The 17496-nt window shown below is 65.7% G+C and carries 12 protein-coding genes and 1 pseudogene; 7 read left to right on the top strand and 6 right to left on the bottom strand.

What is annotated here, in order from left to right; genetic code table 11:
- Positions 1 to 2 precede the first annotated feature (2 nt).
- The gene (locus ACVILH_RS30310) at positions 3 to 788 is read right to left on the bottom strand and encodes an enoyl-CoA hydratase/isomerase family protein (protein WP_456716167.1); all 786 of its coding nucleotides are present in this window, start codon (positions 786 to 788) and stop codon (positions 3 to 5) included.
- A 150-nt stretch (positions 789 to 938) separates the two neighbouring features.
- Here ACVILH_RS30310 and ACVILH_RS30305 point away from each other — a divergent pair, with 150 nt between their 5' ends.
- Positions 939 to 2174 carry an NAD(P)/FAD-dependent oxidoreductase gene (locus ACVILH_RS30305; protein ID WP_456716166.1) on the top strand — a complete coding sequence of 412 codons (1236 nt, stop codon included), beginning with the start codon at positions 939 to 941 and terminating at the stop codon, positions 2172 to 2174.
- On the opposite strand, the gene ACVILH_RS30300 is transcribed toward ACVILH_RS30305, so the two are convergent.
- Together ACVILH_RS30300 and ACVILH_RS30295 are read right to left on the bottom strand one after the other, a co-directional pair.
- Positions 2171 to 3079 carry a ribokinase gene (locus ACVILH_RS30300; RefSeq protein ID WP_456716165.1) on the bottom strand — a complete coding sequence of 303 codons (909 nt, stop codon included), beginning with the start codon at positions 3077 to 3079 and terminating at the stop codon, positions 2171 to 2173. The two genes, ACVILH_RS30305 and ACVILH_RS30300, sit on opposite strands and share 4 nt — an antisense overlap.
- 21 nt (positions 3080 to 3100) lie before the next feature.
- Positions 3101 to 3994 (bottom strand): sugar kinase, encoded by an 894-nt coding sequence (locus ACVILH_RS30295; protein WP_456716164.1) that lies wholly within the window; start codon positions 3992 to 3994, stop codon positions 3101 to 3103.
- 203 nt (positions 3995 to 4197) lie between these two features.
- On the opposite strand from ACVILH_RS30295, the gene ACVILH_RS30290 reads away from it, so the two are divergent.
- The 3 genes from ACVILH_RS30290 (at position 4198) to ACVILH_RS30280 (ending at position 7560) form a co-directional block, all read left to right on the top strand.
- Positions 4198 to 5457 (top strand): Glu/Leu/Phe/Val family dehydrogenase, encoded by a 1260-nt coding sequence (locus ACVILH_RS30290; protein ID WP_456716163.1) that lies wholly within the window; start codon positions 4198 to 4200, stop codon positions 5455 to 5457.
- A complete protein-coding gene (locus ACVILH_RS30285) occupies positions 5454 to 6302 on the top strand; it encodes a VOC family protein (protein WP_456716162.1) in 849 nt (282 codons plus the stop codon). The genes ACVILH_RS30290 and ACVILH_RS30285 overlap by 4 nt, the downstream gene beginning before the upstream one ends.
- 316 nt (positions 6303 to 6618) lie before the next feature.
- The gene (locus ACVILH_RS30280; protein ID WP_456717113.1) at positions 6619 to 7560 is read left to right on the top strand and encodes an NAD(P)H-binding protein; all 942 of its coding nucleotides are present in this window, start codon (positions 6619 to 6621) and stop codon (positions 7558 to 7560) included.
- A 1058-nt stretch (positions 7561 to 8618) separates the two neighbouring features.
- On the opposite strand, the pseudogene ACVILH_RS30275 reads toward ACVILH_RS30280, so the two are convergent.
- Positions 8619 to 9858: pseudogene (locus ACVILH_RS30275) on the bottom strand (cytochrome P450).
- Between the two features lie 268 nt (positions 9859 to 10126).
- On the opposite strand from ACVILH_RS30275, the gene ACVILH_RS30270 reads away from it, so the two are divergent.
- From ACVILH_RS30270 to ACVILH_RS30260, 3 genes are all read left to right on the top strand, one after another.
- A complete protein-coding gene (locus ACVILH_RS30270) occupies positions 10127 to 10813 on the top strand; it encodes a TetR/AcrR family transcriptional regulator (protein WP_456716161.1) in 687 nt (228 codons plus the stop codon).
- A 1-nt stretch (position 10814) separates the two neighbouring features.
- Positions 10815 to 12005 carry an efflux RND transporter periplasmic adaptor subunit gene (locus tag ACVILH_RS30265; RefSeq protein WP_456716160.1) on the top strand — a complete coding sequence of 397 codons (1191 nt, stop codon included), beginning with the start codon at positions 10815 to 10817 and terminating at the stop codon, positions 12003 to 12005.
- An 87-nt stretch (positions 12006 to 12092) separates the two neighbouring features.
- Positions 12093 to 15191, top strand: a complete 3099-nt coding sequence (locus tag ACVILH_RS30260; RefSeq protein WP_456716159.1) for a MexW/MexI family multidrug efflux RND transporter permease subunit — start codon at positions 12093 to 12095, stop codon at positions 15189 to 15191.
- Between the two features lie 248 nt (positions 15192 to 15439).
- Here the strand turns inward: ACVILH_RS30260 and ACVILH_RS30255 are convergent, their stop codons facing one another.
- Positions 15440 to 16270, bottom strand: coding sequence for an ABC transporter permease (locus ACVILH_RS30255; RefSeq protein WP_456717112.1), 831 nt, complete (start codon positions 16268 to 16270; stop codon positions 15440 to 15442).
- A 61-nt stretch (positions 16271 to 16331) separates the two neighbouring features.
- Positions 16332 to 17273 (bottom strand): ABC transporter permease, encoded by a 942-nt coding sequence (locus ACVILH_RS30250; protein ID WP_456717111.1) that lies wholly within the window; start codon positions 17271 to 17273, stop codon positions 16332 to 16334.
- Between the last annotated feature and the right edge of the window lie 223 nt (positions 17274 to 17496).

The following is a 17496-nucleotide window of genomic DNA, read 5'->3' as shown; positions in this document are numbered from 1 at the left end:
TCCTACTTTCCTTTGCTGGTGAACCGCTTCACGGCGGCACGGAATTCGCCCGTGTGCATGCAGTTGACGATCGCGTCACGCTCGGCGGCGAGCTGGTCCTCGACCGAACTGGTCGGCGCGCGGTGGATCAGCGCCTTGGTGGCAGCAATTCCGGCCGGCATGTTCTGCGCCAGCCGTTGCGCCAGCGCCTCGGTGGCGGCCGCGAGCTCGAAGGCAGGGACGACCTTCGCGACGAGGCCCCAGTCAAAGGCCTGCGCGGCCGTAAAGCTGTCTTCGGCCAGGAAGATCTGCAGCGCGCGCCGGATGCCTGCGCTCGCGACGATGCCGACCGTTCCGCCGCCATCAGGGGACACGCCGAGCTTGGCATAGGCGGGCGTGAAGCGGGCTTCCTCGGCAGCGATGCAGAGGTCGGCCGCAAAAGCGAGCGACATCCCGGCACCGGCGGCCGAGCCGTGCACGCTCGCCAGCACGATCTTCGGCATGCGCCGCAGGCTGGCGATGAAGGCATGGTAGTGATGCAGCAACTCGCTCACGACCGGCGTGATGGTGTCGGCCTCGGCCGCGGCGCCGATCGTCTGCAGGTCGCCGCCGGCGCAGAACGCGCGGCCTTCACCCTTGAGCACCAGCACTCGGATCGTCGGATCGGCCTCGACCTGTGCCGCGAGTTGCTCGAGGCGCTTGGCGATGGCGAGGTTGATGGCGTTGAACGCGGCGGGACGGTCGAGCGTGATCGTCGCGATCGGGCCTTCGATGCTCAGGCGGGCGGGTTCCGCGGCTGCGTCCGACATTCAGTCCTCCCTTGTATCGTTGTTGCCGCATTTAAGGCGCACAGCGGCCCGGTGACAATGCCGGGGAAGTCTGCGACAAGGCGGTTCCGCTGGCGCGACGGGAGGTAAACCCGCAGCAGGCAAGGCTTGCAAACACGGGATACGGATCGAATGGGGCAGGGTGCTGTGACGAAGGGACCGGTTGTGATCGTAGGCGCGGGGCATGCGGGCTTTCAGCTCGCGACCTCGCTGCGTCAGGCTGGCTTTGCCGATCCGATCCACCTGATCAACGACGAGCCGCATTTGCCGTACCAGCGCCCGCCGCTGTCGAAGGCGTTTCTCAAGGGCACCGGTGGTCCCGAGACCTTGATGTTCCGGCCGCAGAAGTTTTATGCCGACCAGACCATCGACCTCGTCTACGACCGTGTCGTCGCGGTCCACCGCGACCAGCGCAAGGTGCTGCTCGCTTCGGGCCAGACGCTGGACTACGGCCACCTCGTGTTCGCCACCGGTGCGCGCAACCGGCTGCTCGACATTCCCAACGCCAACCTTCCGGCGGTGCGTTATCTCCGCATCCTCGACGACAGCGAAGCCTTGCGCGGGCTGCTCGGTGACGCCAAGCGCGTCGTCGTGATCGGCGCCGGCTTCATCGGCTTGGAATTCGCGGCGACCGCGCGCATCAAGGGCCTCGAGGTCGACGTGCTCGAACTCGGCGCGCGGGTGATGGCGCGGGCGGTGACGGCGGAAATCTCCGACTACTTCCAGAAGCAGCATGCGGACGCCGGCGTGCGCATCCATCTCGGTGTGCAGTCCACCAGCATCGAGGCAGACGGCACCAAGGTCACCGGCGTCAGTCTGAGCGACGGCCGGCACATTCCGGCCGATCTCGTCGTGGTCGGCGTCGGCGTGCTGCCGAATGTCGAGCTCGCGGCTGAAGCGGGTCTGCAGGTTGCTTCGGGCATCGTAGTCGACGAATATCTGCTCACCAGCGATCCACATATCTCGGCGATCGGCGATTGCGCGCTGTTTGCCAGCCCGCGCTTCGGCGGCACCTTGCGGCTGGAGTCGGTGCAGAACGCCACGGATCAGGCCCGCTGCGTCGCCGCGCGGCTGACGGGCGACGTCAAGCCGTATGACGGGCAGCCGTGGTTCTGGAGCGATCAGGCCAATGACAAGCTGCAAATTGCGGGGCTCACCACGGGATATGATCAGGTTGTGCTGCGCGGGGATCCGGCGCAAAAGGCATTCTCCGCATTCTGCTACAAAGAGGGCCGGCTGGTCGGCATCGAGTCCGTCAACAAGGCCGGTGACCACATGTTCGGCCGCAAGCTGTTGGCTGCGGGCGGCACGATCGATGCGGCCAAGGCTGCCGATCCGAGCTTCGACCTGAAGAGCGCTCTCGCCTAGAGCAGCGCGCGGACCTCCTCTGCTGTGGGCATTGACGGGCCGGCGCCCATGCGCTGCACCGAGATCGACGCCGCCACGTTGGCGTAGGCGATTGCATCTGCCATCGCAGCGCCCTGCGCCAGCCGCGTCGCCAGCGCGCCGACGAAGCAGTCGCCGGCGCCGGTGGTGTCGACGGCCTTCACCGCGCGGCCCTCGACCAGCTTGGCGTCGCCGCTACGCACCGCGATCGCGCCGCGTGCGCCGAGGGTGACGCAGATCGTATGGTCCGCGCGTGGATGGAGCTTGTCGATGGCATCGACGACCTGCTGCGGCGTTGGCGTGTCGCCGAGTTCGACGCCGGACAAGAAGCCCAGCTCAGTCTCGTTGAGCACGAGAACGTCGACCAGCACGAAAAGCCCCGGAGCGAAGGCGCTGGCGGGAGCGGGGTTGAGGATCGTCGTCGCGCCGACGGCTTTCGCGCGCTGGAAAAACGCCGCGATGCTCGCTTGCGGGATCTCGAATTGGCTCACCGCCACGTCGCCTTCCGCCAAACTCACCGCCCCGATGTCATCAGCACTGACTTCGGCGTTGGCGCCTGGGATCACCACGATCGTGTTGTCGGCATTCGCCAGCGTGATGATCGCCGTGCCCGTAGATGCGCTCGCGCTGTCCTTCACCGCCGCTAGATCGATGCCCTGATCGGCGAGGAATACGCGCAACTGCTCGCCGAACGCGTCGCGGCCAAGACGGCCGACCATCACGGTCTGCGCGCCGAGCTTGGCTGCTGACACAGCCTGGTTGGCGCCTTTGCCGCCAGGAAAATACATCACCGATTGCCCGGCGACGGTTTCTCCGACTCGGGGATGGCGCTCGGCCGTCGCCACGACATCCATGTTGATGCTGCCGGCAACGACGACCCGCCCCATCCGCTCTCTCCCCAACGGCCGCTACACGCGCGCCTCGAATTCCTGCTTCACCAGCTCGATGTCGGCGAGCGTCGGCAGGCCGGCCTCGTTGCCGAGCTTCTGGATCTTGTAGGTGGAGGCCGCGCGGGCGAACTCGAAATGCTCCTTCCAGCTCTTCGCCGGATTGGCGAGATAGGAGTATACATAGGCGCCATGGAACACGTCGCCCGCGCCATTGGTGTCGATGACGCGCTCGCGCGGGATCGGATAGGCGGGCAAGGTATGCACCGCGCCGACCTCGTCGTACCACAGCAGGCCCTTCTCGCCCTGGGTGACGCCACCGATGCGGCAGCCGCGGCTCTTGAGGTAGTCGAGCATCTTCTCCGGCGTGAGGTCCATCTGCTCGCACAGTCGCTCGGCGACGATGGCGACGTCGATGTATTCCAGCAGCTCATGCGTATTGGTGCGCAGGCCGCCGCCGTCGAGCGAGGTCAGGATGCCGGCCTCGCGGCACAGTTTTGCGTAATGCAGCGCCGCGTCGGGCTGGTGGCCGTCGACATGCAGCGCCCGGCAATTGCCGAGATTGAGCAGCGGGAACGGATGGATGTGGGCGTCATCGCGGCAGCGCACGATGGCGCGCTTGCCGTCCTTCGGCATGATGAAGGACAGCGAGGAGGCGTTCACTTTCCGTGGATGTACGGAGATGCCGTACTTTGCGGTCATGTCCTGGAACATCCGCCCGAGCCAGTCATTCGCAATCGTGGCGATCAGGTCCGGCACGATGCCCAGCTTGGCGCAGCAAAATGCCGCAGTGACCGCATTGCCGCCGAACGACACCGCATAGTCGGAGGCGACGTGTTTCTCGTCTCCGGTCGGCATGTGGTCGGTGATGAACGTGACGTCGATGTAGGTCTGTCCGATAAAGAGGGCCTGCATTGGCATTTCTGTCTCACTCGAGGGGTGTTGCGGCCCCGGCGCCGCAGATTAGCAAGCGGTTAAAGCGGATCAACGCTGAAATTCTTCGTCAAATCGTCACCATGGTGGTTGAGATCGCCCCTTTGCAACCGGCGGCCCCCTGCCGCCCATGCACCGGTCGCGCTATGGTTGCCGGCCTGCAGGCGCAGATTCGGGAGTGGAAGATGACTGTCTATGCGGGTCCGGTCTTCGAGATGGCGACCAATCAGTTCAACGTGATTGCCGACCATCTTGGCATCCCAGGCGACGAGCGCGACCGGCTGCTGCTGCCCAAGCGGGCGATCACCGTCTCGTGTCCGATCCACAAGGACGACGGCACCATTGCCGTCTACGAGGGATACCGCGTCCAGCATCTCCTGACCATGGGCCCGACCAAGGGCGGCACCCGCTTTGCCCCGACCGTTGACATCGGCGAGGTCGCCGCGCTGGCGATCTGGATGAGCTGGAAATGCGCCCTCGTCGGGCTGCCTTATGGCGGCGCCAAGGGCGGCGTCAATGTCGATCTCTCCAAGCTGTCGCGGCGCGAGCTCGAGTCGCTGTCGCGCCGCTACATGCAGGAGATGATCCCCTTCGTCGGCCCGCATACCGACGTGATGGCGCCGGACATGGGCACCAACGAGCAGGTGATGGCGTGGTTCATGGATACGTACTCCATGTATCAGGGCCAGACCGTGACCGAGATCGTCACCGGCAAGCCGGTATTCTCCGGCGGCACGCTCGGCCGCCGCGAGGCGACCGGCCGCGGCGTCGCCCATGTCTCCCGCCGCGTGATGGATGAGCTCGGCATTGACCCGACCAAGTCCACCGCCGTCGTGCAGGGGTTTGGCAATGTCGGCTCCTACGCCGCGCTCGGCTTCCACCAGATGGGCATGAAGGTGATTGCCGTCAGCGATCATACCGGCGCGCTCCATGACCCCCGCGGTCTCGATATTCCGAAGCTGATGGAGCATGCCACCGCCCACGGCAGCATCGCCGGCTTCTCGACCGAGCTTGCCTTTGATCCCAAGGAAATCCTCACGCTGGCCTGCGACATCCTGATTCCGGCAGCCGTCGAGCGCGTGATCGACGCCAAGGTCGCGGCGAACCTGAAGTGCCGCATCGTGGCCGAAGCCGCCAATGGCCCGACCACGCCGGATGCCGATCTGGTGCTCGACCAGCGCCGCAAGGAGATCTTTCTCATTCCCGACATTCTCTGCAACTCCGGCGGCGTGGTCGTCAGCTACTTCGAATGGGTGCAGGATCTGCAGCAGCTGTTCTGGGAGGAGGAAGAGGTGATGCGGCGGGAATACCAGATCCTCGACCGCGCCTTCGAGCGCATGCTGTCGCGCGCCAAGGCCGACAACATCGCGCACCGGACGGCGGCCATGGCCATCGGCGTCGAGAAGGTGCGCAACGCCAAGAACACGCGAGGGCTGTTTCCGTGATCACCGGTCTCGACCACGTCGTAGTCCTGCTCGAGGACATCAAGGCGGGCTGCGCCACGTTCGAGACGCTGCTCGGCCGCAAGCCGTCCTGGCAGAATTCGAGCGATGGCGCCGAGCGCGTGCTGTTCACGCTCGACAATATGAGCCTCGAACTGATGGCGCCGGTCGGCCAGGGCCCCGGCGCCGATCGCATCCGCAACGTCCTCAAGATCTGGGGCGAGGGGCTCGCCAGCATCTGCTTCGCGACCTCCGATATCGGCAAGATGCATCGAAGGCTGGAGCGCGTGGCGCTGAAGCCGGATCCGATCGCCGAGGTCGACAGCACCGACCGCGTCTCCGGCCAGACCTTACACTGGAAGCGCACGCGCGCCATGACCGATCTCACCCGTGGCGTGCGCATGTTCTTCCTGGAGCTCGCAAGACCGCGGCCGGTGTCGGAGAAGACCGCGGAGAGTGCCGTTCTCGGGCTCGACCACATCGTGGTCTCGACCGAGGATCCCGAGCGCGCCGCCGCGCTGTACGGCGCGCGGCTCGGCCTGGACATGGCGCTCGACCGCAGCCACCAGGAATGGGGCCAGCTGATGTTCTTCCGCTGCGGCGATCTGATCGTCGAGGTGGTGAAGCGCCCGGTCGCCGGCAACGACAAGACCAACGACAAGCTCTGGGGCCTGAGCTGGCGCGTCGCCGACATCGAGGCCACGCGCGCGCGGCTGCTTGCTGCCGGCTTGCAGGTGTCTGAGCCCAGGGCAGGGCGCAAGCCCGGCACCCGGGTGATGAGCTTGTACAGCGGCACCTGCGGCATTCACACGCTGATCCTGGAGAAGACGCCGCAGGCGGCGGAGTGAGGCCCGTGCTGCACTTGTTGTCCTGCGCTTAGCTGATGGAACGGCAGGTGGAGCAGCAAACCTACGTGTCTGCTTGCACCCGCCTCTCCCCACCCACGCCGTCATGGCCGGGCTTGTCCCGGCCATCCACGTCACATCACGTATGCCGAACGACGTGGATGCCCGGGACAAGCCCGGGCATGACGAGTGTCTCATTGGAAGGCCCAGCGCCGCGAAAGTACAAGGCGTGATATAGACCGAGGTGGTTCTCACAACTCCACTGAAGCCGATCATGTCTCCTCTTGGATCTCCTACGTCTGGCCCGCGCCGCGTGTTCATGCTCGGCGGGACCGGGACGATCGGCCGCGCCACGGTGCGCGCGCTCGTCGCGCGCGAGCACGAGGTGGTTTGTTTCGTCCGCTTGCGCGGCGACGCCATCACGATCCCTGGCGCCACCGTCAAGACCGGCGATGTCACCGATCCCGTCTCGCTCGCGCGCGACGGGTTTCGTGGTGAGCATTTTGACGCCGTCGTGTCCTGCATGGCGTCGCGGACCGGCGTGCCGAGGGATGCTCAGGCGATCGACTACCAGGCGCATGTGAACGTGTTGAATGCAGCGCGTCAGGGCGGTGTCACGCAGTTCGTGCTGCTGTCCGCCATCTGCGCGCAGAAGCCGTTGCTGGCGTTTCAGCAGGCCAAGCTGGCGTTTGAGGCAGAACTGATGGAGGCGGGTTTGATCTATTCCATCGTCCGTCCCACCGCATTCTTCAAGTCGCTGGCCGGCCAGGTCGCGCGCGTGCAGCAGGGGCGGCCCTATCTCGTGTTCGGCGACGGCCGTCTCACCGCCTGCAAGCCGATCAGCGACGCCGATCTCGGCGACTATCTGGCCGGCTGTCTCGATGACGAGGCGCGTTGGAACCGCGTGCTGCCGATCGGCGGCCCCGGACCTGCGATCACGCCGATCGAGCAAGCGGAACACCTGTTCGCGCTGCTCGGCCGCAAGCCGAGCATCCGGCGCGTGCCGGTGGCGCTGCTCGACGTCATCATCGGCGGGCTCGACATTGCCAAGCGCATCGTGCCGTCGCTTGCCGACAAGGCGGAGCTCGCCCGCATCGGCCGCTACTACGCGACGGAGTCGATGCTGGTGTTGAATCCCGCCACCCGCCGCTACGACGCCGACGCCACGCCATCCACCGGCTCCGAGACGCTGTTCGACTACTATGCCAAGCTGATCCGTGGCGAAGTGATGGCCGAGCGCGGTGATCATGCCGTGTTTTGAGTCCGTCTCTCTCCGCGTCATTGCGAGGAGAGAAGCGGCGAAGCAATCCGGGGTCACGCGCGTGGCCCTGGATTGCTTCCGTCGTCGCCCTTCGGCCTTTGGCGGACATGTCGCTTGCGCTCGCAATGACGGTGGTGAGAGCGGTGATCACGGCGGTGAGACTTGTAACGGCAGTTGTGAGACATGCGCTCTCTGTCTCGCGGCGCGTTTCGCGTCCGAGCTTTGCTCTTCGTCCTGCCCTCTTCGAAAAGAGGGCACGGGGAATGCCGGGCGCTGGCCGCACCCATGGCCCGCCTGCGAAAAAAAATGCAGGCGGCAGGTACCACAGGTTCAGCCGAGTAACACCCGGCATTCCCCGCGCGATGGTTTTGACGGCTGCTTCGCGATCTCCCCGGTGCGCCGGGCTTTCTGGCCACCGTTGCCCGCGCGGCGCGTGAGCGCCGGTACGGACGTGACACCAGCATCGGGGTGCCAGGACCACGCGACTTGACCGTGCGCATCGCTGCTGTCGTCCGCGCAGATCACCCACGCGCAGCACCAACACGCCCACCGCATCCCGCCTCGACGTTCGTGACGACCGCGAAGCGTCCCTCGTGTGAGACGGGACGAGGAGATATAATCATGATTTCTGGAAAAAAGAAAGTACTTTTTTGCCCGCGCCTCGACGGACTTCTCAGCGCCACCAACCCTCTCCCCATGAAGAACGGGGAGAGGGAGCGCACCGCCTTTGTCGTTGCTGATGTCACCGATCTCTCGGCTGGGGCGGTGCAAACCTCTCCCCGCCCTTTGCGGGGAGAGGTCGGATTGCGCAGCAATCCGGGTGAGGGGCATGGCACGTACGAAGCGCGGATCGCTTGTCCATCGGACGGGCACGTGAATGCGAGTTGTGATGACGTCATCGCCGCCCAGCAGGGCCGAGCGGGTGAGAGTTTGCTGCAGAGAAATCTACACCGCCCGTGTGGCCGCCCCTCACCCCAACCCTCTCCCCGTGAAGAACGGGGAGAGGGAGCGCACCGACATCGCCGCGCCGACGTTCGTCTCTCTGTCGCGTTCGGGGTTCAATTATTATGGCCAGGTCTGTCGTCGACCACGCACGGCACGCTCGCAAACCCCCGAAACCTCACCCGTCCCCCACGCACCGGCTCGCCGTTCAGCTGATAGCTCGGAAACCGCCTGACAAACCGTGCGATCGCCACCGCACCCTCCAGCCTTGCCAGCGCCATGCCCGCGCATTGATGCGCGCCGGTGCCGAAGGCGAGGTGGCGGTTGGGGAGGCGGGTGATGTCGAAGCGTTCGGGGGCGTCGAACTGGGCGGGGTCGCGGTTGGCGGCGCCGATGCACAGGGTGACGGAGGTGCCGGCGTCGAGCATGACGCCGCCGAGCTCAATAGCCTCCGTCGTCATGCGGTTCCCGAGCTGGTTGGAGCTTTCGTAGCGCAGGATCTCCTCGACCGCGGTGCGGATCAAGGCTGGGGCCTCGATCAGCTTCTGACGCTCTTCCGGATGCTGACACAGCAGCACGAGGCCGTTGCCGATCAGGTTGGTCGTGGTCTCGTGGCCGGCGTTGAGCAGGAAGATGCAATTGTGCAGCAGCTCCTTCTCGCTGAGCCGCTCGCCGTCGGCCTCGCCCTGGATCAGCCGCGTCAAGACGTCGCGCTCGGGATGGCCGGGGGCCGCGCGGCGGCGCGCGACGAGGGTTTCGAGATATTCCAAGAAGCCGCCGACAGCCGTGTTGCCGCGGGCAAGCTGCTCGGGCGTCAGCACCGGCTCCAGCGCGCCGAGGATGGCAAGCGACCAGTCGCGCAAGGGAGCGCGCTCGTCATGCGGCACGCCGAGCAGGTTGCCGATCACCTCGATCGGAATAGCGGCGGCGAAATCCTCGATCAGCTCGAACGTCTGCTTCGCCGCGATCCGGTCCAGCAGCCCGTCGACCAGCGCGATCAGCGAAGGCTCCATCTCGGCGATCGCGCGCGGCGACAGCGCGCCCATGATCAGGCGGCGGACGCGCGTATGCGCGGGAGGGTCGTTGAAGACGAGGCTCGTGGTGTGGTGCTCGTACAGCAGCGAAGAGCCATATTTCGGCGCGAACTCGCGCCTCTCTGTCCGATGAGAATGCCTTGGTCGCCTTGTAGGCGGTGACGAGATCGTCATAACGCGTGAGAAAATACGAGCCGTTGCGCAGACGCTTGACCGGGGCATGCCGGCGCAGCGCGCGATAGGTCGGGTAGGGGTCCGCGTAGAACGCCGGCGTCAGGCTCTCGAGGTCGAAGCTTTCGGCGAGCGCTGCGTCGTCGGTCATGTGAGGTCCTCCCGGCCGATTCTCGTTCGTTGCGGCGACGGTCGCACGGACCGCGAGGGAAGAAAATCCGCCCGATGGTGTGGCTCTGCCTGCGCACCACCGGGGCGTGCCGCAGATCCGCCTTAGTGGAACGGTATGAAGCTGCCTTCGGCGGTGGCGTTTCTCAGTAATGATTTCAGCGACTTGGCCGCTCAACCTGCTGCGCCGCGGCATGTTTCTTGACATCAATCAAGTGAGTATTTACTCACGGGCGATGTCCACTTTGCGCATGACAAGCGATCTCCGGAGGCAGCTGATCCTCGGCGCGGCCAAGCGCTGCTTCGCGCGCCACGGCTATGCCGGCACGACGACGAAGAGCGTGGCTGCGGCCGCCGCGATCTCCGAAGCGCTGCTGTTCAAGCATTTCTCCTCGAAGGCGGCGCTTTATGCCGAGATCCTCAGCGAGGAATGCGAGACCGATCCGGATTTCGAGCTGCTGCTGGGGCAGGAACCTTCGACCGCGACGCTGGTCAAGCTGATGGCCGGGATGGTGCGCCATTTTCTCAGCATCGCCGACGGCCCCAACGACCAAGAGGAGCAGCGGCTGCGGCTGATGGCGAGCAGCCATCTCGATGATGGCGAGTTCGCGCGGATCATCTACGCCAAGATCGATGATCTGATCGGCGCCAAATTCGTTCACTCGCTGGAAAGGGCCGTCGCCTGTGGTGATGCCGTCCGATCAGCAGCCACGCCGCGTGACCTGTTCTGGTTTGCGCACCACACCGTGTTGATGGCCGCATTGACGCGGCTTCCATCGACCCCGTGTCTGGCCTATGGAACCGCAGCGAGCCTGGAGCGCCAGCTCAGCGAGTTCATCCTCCGCGGCATCGGACTGACCGATGCCGCGATTGCGTGCTATCTCGACCACGAATTGTCGCAACCTCCGGCCCGGCCGGCGACGGCAGAAAGTGCATGACATGAACATTGCGACGGAACCCAAGCTCTCTGGAAAGCCGTTCGACGACAAGCCGCGCAAGCGCACCCGCCCGGTGCTGTGGTTCATCGTCGTCGGCCTGCTGCTCGCGGCGCTCGTCGGCGGCTTCGTGTGGTTCAACATGTTCCGCGACAAGATGATCGCGCAGTTCTTCGCGAACATGAAGCCGCCGCCGATCAATGTCAGCGTCGCCACGGCGACGGCGGAGACAGTGCCGAACCTGTTGACCGCCGTCGGCGATCTCGCCGCCGTGCATCAGGTCAACGTCACTTCCGACGCGTCGGGCCGCATCACCGACATCATGTTCATGCCGGGCACGACCGTGAAGCAGGGCACGCCGCTGGTGCAGCTCTATGACGCGCCGGAGCAGGGCGATCTCGCCAACTACAAGGCGCAGGTGACGGTGGCGCAGCTGTCGCTCGAGCGCGCCAAGCAGCTGGCGTCGCGGCAGTTCGGCCCGCAGGCGACCGTCGACCAGGCCCAGGCCGCCTATGACCAGGCGCAGGCCGGCGTCGCCAAGACGGAGGCGCTGATCGCGCAGAAGCTGGTGCGCGCGCCGTTCGACGGCGATCTCGGCGTCCGCAAGGTCGAGGTCGGCCAGTATCTGTCCGCCGGCACGCAGATCGTGTCGCTGACTGACCTGTCGCAGCTCTGGGTCAACTTCACCGTGACCGAGAAAGACAGTGGCCAGCTCAAGGTCGGCCAGACCGTGCGCGTCGGCGTCGATGCCTATCCTGGCAAGACGTTCGAAGGCAAGATCACCACGATCGAGCCGCAGATCGCGACCGACACGCGCAACATCCGCGTGCAGGCGACCATCGCCAATCCCGAGCGCATCCTGAAGCCCGGCATGTTCGCCACCACCACCGTGGTGCTGCCGGACAAGCCGCCGGTGCTGACGGTGCCGGAGACGGCGGTCGACTACACGCTGTATGGCGACTCCGTGTTCGTCATCAACGAGAAGAAGACCGACGACGGCAAGACCACGCTGACCGCCGACCGCACCTATGTGCAGACCGGCGATCGCATCAACGGCCGCGCCGAGATCATCAAGGGCCTGAAGGAGGGCGACCGCGTCATCGCCGTCGGCCAGCTCAAGATCCAGTCGGGCGCCGCGGTTGCGATCTCGACCGATCCGCCGCCGCCGGTGCCGGCGAAGCCGCCGCGCTACTGAGCGAGCCTCTGAGCCAATGCCGGGCCGCCTGCTGATCGTGGCGGCCCGTTCGGTCCTCACCTGACGTCTGCTGACAGGATTGCCGCGATGCGTTTCACCGATATCTTCATCAAGCGGCCTGTGCTGTCGCTGGTGGTCAGCATGCTGATCCTGCTGCTCGGCCTGCGTGCCGCCTTCGAGCTGCCGATCCGGCAATATCCAAAGCTGTCGAACACGGTCGTGAACGTCACGACGGTGTATCCCGGCGCGTCCGCCGACCTGATCCAGGGCTTCATCACCACGCCGCTGGAGCAGGCGGTCGCCTCGGCCGAAGGCGTCGACTACATCACCTCGTCCTCCGTGCAGGGCACCAGCACCATCCAGGTGTTCATCAAGCTCAATTTCGATCCGAACCAGGCGCTCACCGAGGTGCTCGCCAAGGTCAACTCGGTTCGCTACCTCATTCCGAAGGAATCCAACGACCCGATCGTCACCAAAACCACGGGGCAGACGACCTCGGTGATGTATCTCGGCTTCTCCAGCGAGGAGCTGTCGGGCTCGGCGATCTCGGACTACCTCACGCGCGTCGTTCAACCGGTGCTGTCGACGGTGGATGGCGTTGCCGCCGCCAACATCCTGGGCGGCCAGACCTTCGCGATGCGCATCTGGCTCAATCCGGAGAAGATGGCCGGCCGCAACGTGTCGCCGACCGACGTCGCCACCGCGATCGCCGCCAACAACTTCCAGTCCGCCGCCGGACAGGCCAAGGGCTATTTCATCGTCTCCAACGTCACGACCAATACCGGCCTGACCGACGTCAACCAGTTCAAGCGGATGATCGTCAAGGCCAAGGACGGCGGCTTCGTGCGGATGGAGGACATCGCGACCGTCGAGCTCGCCGCGCAGAGCACCGACGCCAGCGTCGCGTTCAACGGCGAGCGCGCGATCTTCATCGGCGTCGACGCCACGCCGCAGGGCAACCCGCTCAACATCGTCAAGGGCGTGCGCGCGCTGTTCCCGGATCTCGAGCGCAATCTGCCGCCGTCGATGAAGATGAAGGTGGCCTATGATTCCACCAAGTTCATCCAGTCGTCGATCGACGAGGTCGAGCACACGCTCGGCGAGGCCGTGCTGATCGTCATCGTCGTCATCTTCCTGTTCCTGGCGTCGCTGCGCTCCGTCATCATTCCCGTGGTGACGATCCCGCTGTCGCTGATCGGCGTCTGCACCATGATGCTGGCGCTCGGCTTCTCCATCAATCTGCTGACCCTGCTCGCCATGGTGCTCGCGATCGGCCTCGTCGTCGACGACGCCATCGTGGTGGTAGAGAACATTCATCGCCATCTCGAGGAGGGCAAGACACCGGTGCAGGCGGCGCTGCAGGGCGCGCGCGAGATCGTGGGACCCGTCATCTCGATGACGATCACGCTCGCCGCCGTGTATGCGCCGATCGGCTTCCTCGGCGGTCTCACCGGATCGCTGTTCCGCGAATTCGCCTTCACGCTCGCGGGCTCGGTGATCGTCTCCGGCGTCATCGCGCTGACCTTGTCGCCGATGATGTGCTCGGTGCTGTTGCGCAGCGCGGAGGAGGGCCGCTTCGCCCGTCTCGTCAACCGCGTGTTCGGTTCGATGACGAACTGGTACGGCCGCCAGCTCGACCGCTCGCTCGACTACCGGCCGGTCACCGGCCTGTTCGCGCTGACGATCCTCGGCTTGGTCGGCTTCCTCTACATGCACACCTCCAAGGAGCTGGCGCCGGAGGAGGATCAGGGCATCGTGTTCTCGATCACCAAGGCGCCGAAATACGCCAATATCGACTACATCAATTTCTACACCGACAAGCTCGACAAGGCGTTCGCGAAGTTTCCAGAGACCGACCTGCGCTTCGTGCTGAACGGCATTCAGGGCCCGCAGGGCGGCTTTGCTGGCATGCTGCTCAAGCCCTGGGACGAGCGCACGCGCTCCTCGATCAAGCTGAAGCCGCTGGTGCAGGCGGAGCTGTCCAAGATCGAGGGCATCAACGCCTTCGCTTTCAACCTGCCGGCGCTGCCGGGCGGCCCGGGCGGCCTGCCGGTGCAGATGGTGATCAGCTCGACCAGCGGCTTCCAGGCCGTCTATGAGCAGATGGCCAAGCTGAAGGACGCGGCGCGCAAGAGCGGCATCTTCATCGTCTCCGACAGCGACCTCGAGTTCAACCAGCCGGTGGTGAAGGTCTGGATCAACCGCAGCAAGGCCAGCGATCTCGGCATCACCATGCAGTCGATCGGCAACACGCTGGCCGTGCTGCTCGGCGGCAACTACATCAATCGCTTCAACCTCGAGGGCCGCTCCTACCAGGTGATCCCGCAGGTGCCGCGCGACAAGCGGTTGTCACCGGAATCGCTGACCGGCTACTACGTCGCGACCGCGGCCGGCCAGCAGGTGCCGCTGTCGACGGTGGTCAACATCGAGACGGCGACCGACCCGAACTCGCTGACCCATTTCAACCAGCTCAACTCGGCGACGTTCTCGGCGGTGCCGATGCCGGGCGTCACGGTCGGTCAGGCGGTCGACTTCCTGGAGCAGCAGGCCAAGAACCTGCCGTCGGGCTTCAGCCATGACTATCTCGCCGATGCCCGCCAATACGTCCAGGAAGGCAATCAGCTCGCCATCACCTTCGGCTTCGCGCTGATCATCATCTTCCTGGTGCTGGCGGCGCAGTTCGAGAGCCTGCGGGATCCTCTGGTGATCATGATCAGCGTGCCCATGGCGATCGTCGGCGCGCTGATCCCGCTGTTCTTTGGCCTGGCGACCATGAACATCTACACCCAGGTCGGTCTGCTGACGCTGGTCGGCCTGATCACCAAGCACGGCATCCTGATGGTGGAGTTCGCCAACGAGCTGCAGCTCAATGAGGGGATGGATCGGCGGTCGGCGATCGAGACATCGGCGCGCATCCGCCTGCGGCCGATCTTGATGACGACGGCGGCGATGGTCACCGGCCTGATCCCGCTGCTGACGGCGTCCGGCGCCGGCGCCGCCAGCCGCTTCTCGATCGGCCTCGTCGTCGTCGCCGGCATGTCGATCGGCACGCTGTTCACGCTGTTCGTGCTGCCGGCCGTCTACACCGTCATCGCCACCGACCACCAGGCCGCCGCCAAGTCGAAGCGCGCCCGCGAGATCGCGCAGTTCGACGCGGAGCCGGACCACGCGCTGAAGGCGACGTGAGCGGGCGCTGCGAGGCTAACAACAATAGCGGCGGCTGCTTCGGTAGCCGCCGTCTTGTTTTGGCGGTCCCTCAACGCTCTCGCTGTCGTCCCGGCCTTGAGCCGGGACCCAACCATAGGCTGTGGTTTGAGGCAGGCGCGGAGTGACGTTCTCGTGCAACAATGACCGACCGTGGCTATGGGTCCCGGCTCGGAGGCCGGGACGACGGCGGAGTGTGTGGCGCAGGCGGAATTCCTCCGCGAGACGCCTCACTCCTCCTGCTGCGGATCGAGCGCGTCGCGCAGGCCGTCGCCGAGCAGGTTGAGGGAGAGGACGACGAGGAAGATCGCGAGCCCCGGCCAGATCGCCATCCACGGCGCGTTGGTGAGGAAACGTTGTGCGGCGTTGAGCATGCTGCCCCAGGACGGCGCCGGCGGCTGCTGGCCCAACCCTAAGAACGACAGCGCGGCCTCGGCGATGATGGCGGCGGCGACCGACAGGGTCGCCTGCACCAGGAGCGCCGGCATGATGTTCGGCAGGATGTGCCGGACAGCGATCTGCAGGTCGGTGTCGCCGACGCTGCGCGCGGCCTCGACATAGTCCTCGACCTTGACGCTCAGCACCTCGCCGCGCGTGAGCCGGACAAAGATGGGGGTCGCCGAGATGCCGATCGCGATCATCGCATTGCCGAGGCTGGGCCCGAGGAACGCCGCCAGCGCGATCGCCAGGATCAGGAACGGACAGGCGAGCATCGCATCGGTGATGCGGCTGATCAGGGCATCGATGAAGCCGCCGCGATAGCCCGCGATCATGCCGATGGGGACGCCGATCGCCAGCGCGATGACGACCGAGATCGCGCCGGCCAGCAGCGAGGCACGGGCGCCATAGATGACGCGGGCCAGCACGTCGCGGCCGAGATCGTCGGTGCCGAACCAGTGCGCCGCCGAGGGTGCTTTCCGCACCAGCGTCCAGCTCGTCTTGATCGGATCGTAGGGCGCGACCAGCGGCGCTGATAGCGCGAGCAGGATGAAGGCCATGATCAGGCCGAGCCCGACCATCGCCCCCTTGCGCTTGACCAGGCGGCGCCAGGTGCGCTGCATCGGCCGCTCGAGCGGGGCGAGGGTGCGGATGCCCGGTGCTGACAGCGTGGTCTCGGCCATGTCAGCTTCTCAAGCGCGGGTTGACGAGGACGTAAGCGAGATCGGCGATCAGGTTGAGCATGATGTAGACGGTGGCGGTGACCAGCACGACGCCCTGCACGACGGCGTAGTCGCGGTTGAACACGGCATCGACGATCAGCTTGCCGAAGCCGGGGATGGAGAAGATCTGCTCGGTCAGCACGGCGCCCGACAGCAGCGTGCCGAGCTCGAGGGCGCCCAGCGTGATGACGGGCGTGAGAGCATTGCGCAGCGCGTGGCGCAGGATGACCTGGCGCTCGGAGATGCCCTTGGCGCGGGCGGTGCGGATGTAGTCGCTGCCCAGCACCTTCAGCATGGCGCTGCGGGTGTGGCGCATCAGGATCGCGGCGATGGCGTTGCCGAGCACGAAGGCCGGCATGATGGTGGCGGCGAGGCTGGCGCGCCAGTCCTCGGCCAGCGACACGTAGCCGGAGGCTGGCAGCCAGCCGAGCTGGATCGAGAACACGAAGATCAGCATGATCCCGAGCCAGAAGTTCGGCGTCGAGATGCCCCACAGCGCGAACAGATTGGCGGCGTAGTCCCAAGGCGTCCCGCGCTTCACCGCGGAGATGATGCCAGCGGGAATGCCGATCAGGAACGCGATCACGATCGCCATGGAGGCAAGCTGCAAGGTCACCGGCAGCTTCTGCAGGATGAGATCGCGCACCGGCATCTTGATGCGCAGCGACTCGCCGAAATCACCCGAGAGCACGCCCTTGATCCAGTAGCCGTATTGCACGGGCAGGGGCTGGTCGAGACGATATTGCTTGCGGATCTGCTCGATGACGGCGGGATCACGCTCCTCCCCGGCCATCACGAGGGCGGGATCGCCGGGCAGCAGTTGTTGCAGCGAGAAGATCAGGATCGAGACGAAGATCAAGGTCGGGATGATCTGGGCGAGGCGGCGGGTGAGGAAGGTCAGCATGGTCATTGCCTCGCGCGCCGAGGAGCATGCTCACGACGAGCAACCGGTCGCGCCCCTAGCGTTCCCTCCCCCCTTGTGGGGGAGGGACAGGGAGGGGGGTGCCCCAAGCGAGGTCGGAGTGCGTGGCACCCCTCTCCCCAACCCTCCCCCACAAGGGGGGAGGGAGCGCAGCGCGTGCGGGGCGTCGGTGTCGCGTCCCAATGAGCAGGGGGCACGTGATCGC

This window comes from Bradyrhizobium sp. USDA 4353 (genome assembly GCF_054063215.1).
This window is presented reverse-complemented; position numbering and strand designations above follow the sequence as displayed.

Coding starts and splice junctions, on each gene's coding strand:
- ACVILH_RS30270 (WP_456716161.1), top strand. CDS start 10,127: ATGACAAGCGATCTCCGGAGGCAGCTGATCCTCGGCGCGGCCAAGCGC.
- ACVILH_RS30250 (WP_456717111.1), bottom strand. CDS start 17,273: ATGCTGACCTTCCTCACCCGCCGCCTCGCCCAGATCATCCCGACCTTG.
- ACVILH_RS30255 (WP_456717112.1), bottom strand. CDS start 16,270: ATGCAGCGCACCTGGCGCCGCCTGGTCAAGCGCAAGGGGGCGATGGTC.
- ACVILH_RS30295 (WP_456716164.1), bottom strand. CDS start 3,994: ATGCAGGCCCTCTTTATCGGACAGACCTACATCGACGTCACGTTCATC.
- ACVILH_RS30265 (WP_456716160.1), top strand. CDS start 10,815: ATGAACATTGCGACGGAACCCAAGCTCTCTGGAAAGCCGTTCGACGAC.
- ACVILH_RS30310 (WP_456716167.1), bottom strand. CDS start 788: ATGTCGGACGCAGCCGCGGAACCCGCCCGCCTGAGCATCGAAGGCCCG.
- ACVILH_RS30290 (WP_456716163.1), top strand. CDS start 4,198: ATGACTGTCTATGCGGGTCCGGTCTTCGAGATGGCGACCAATCAGTTC.
- ACVILH_RS30300 (WP_456716165.1), bottom strand. CDS start 3,079: ATGGGGCGGGTCGTCGTTGCCGGCAGCATCAACATGGATGTCGTGGCG.
- ACVILH_RS30305 (WP_456716166.1), top strand. CDS start 939: ATGGGGCAGGGTGCTGTGACGAAGGGACCGGTTGTGATCGTAGGCGCG.
- ACVILH_RS30280 (WP_456717113.1), top strand. CDS start 6,619: ATGCTCGGCGGGACCGGGACGATCGGCCGCGCCACGGTGCGCGCGCTC.
- ACVILH_RS30260 (WP_456716159.1), top strand. CDS start 12,093: ATGCGTTTCACCGATATCTTCATCAAGCGGCCTGTGCTGTCGCTGGTG.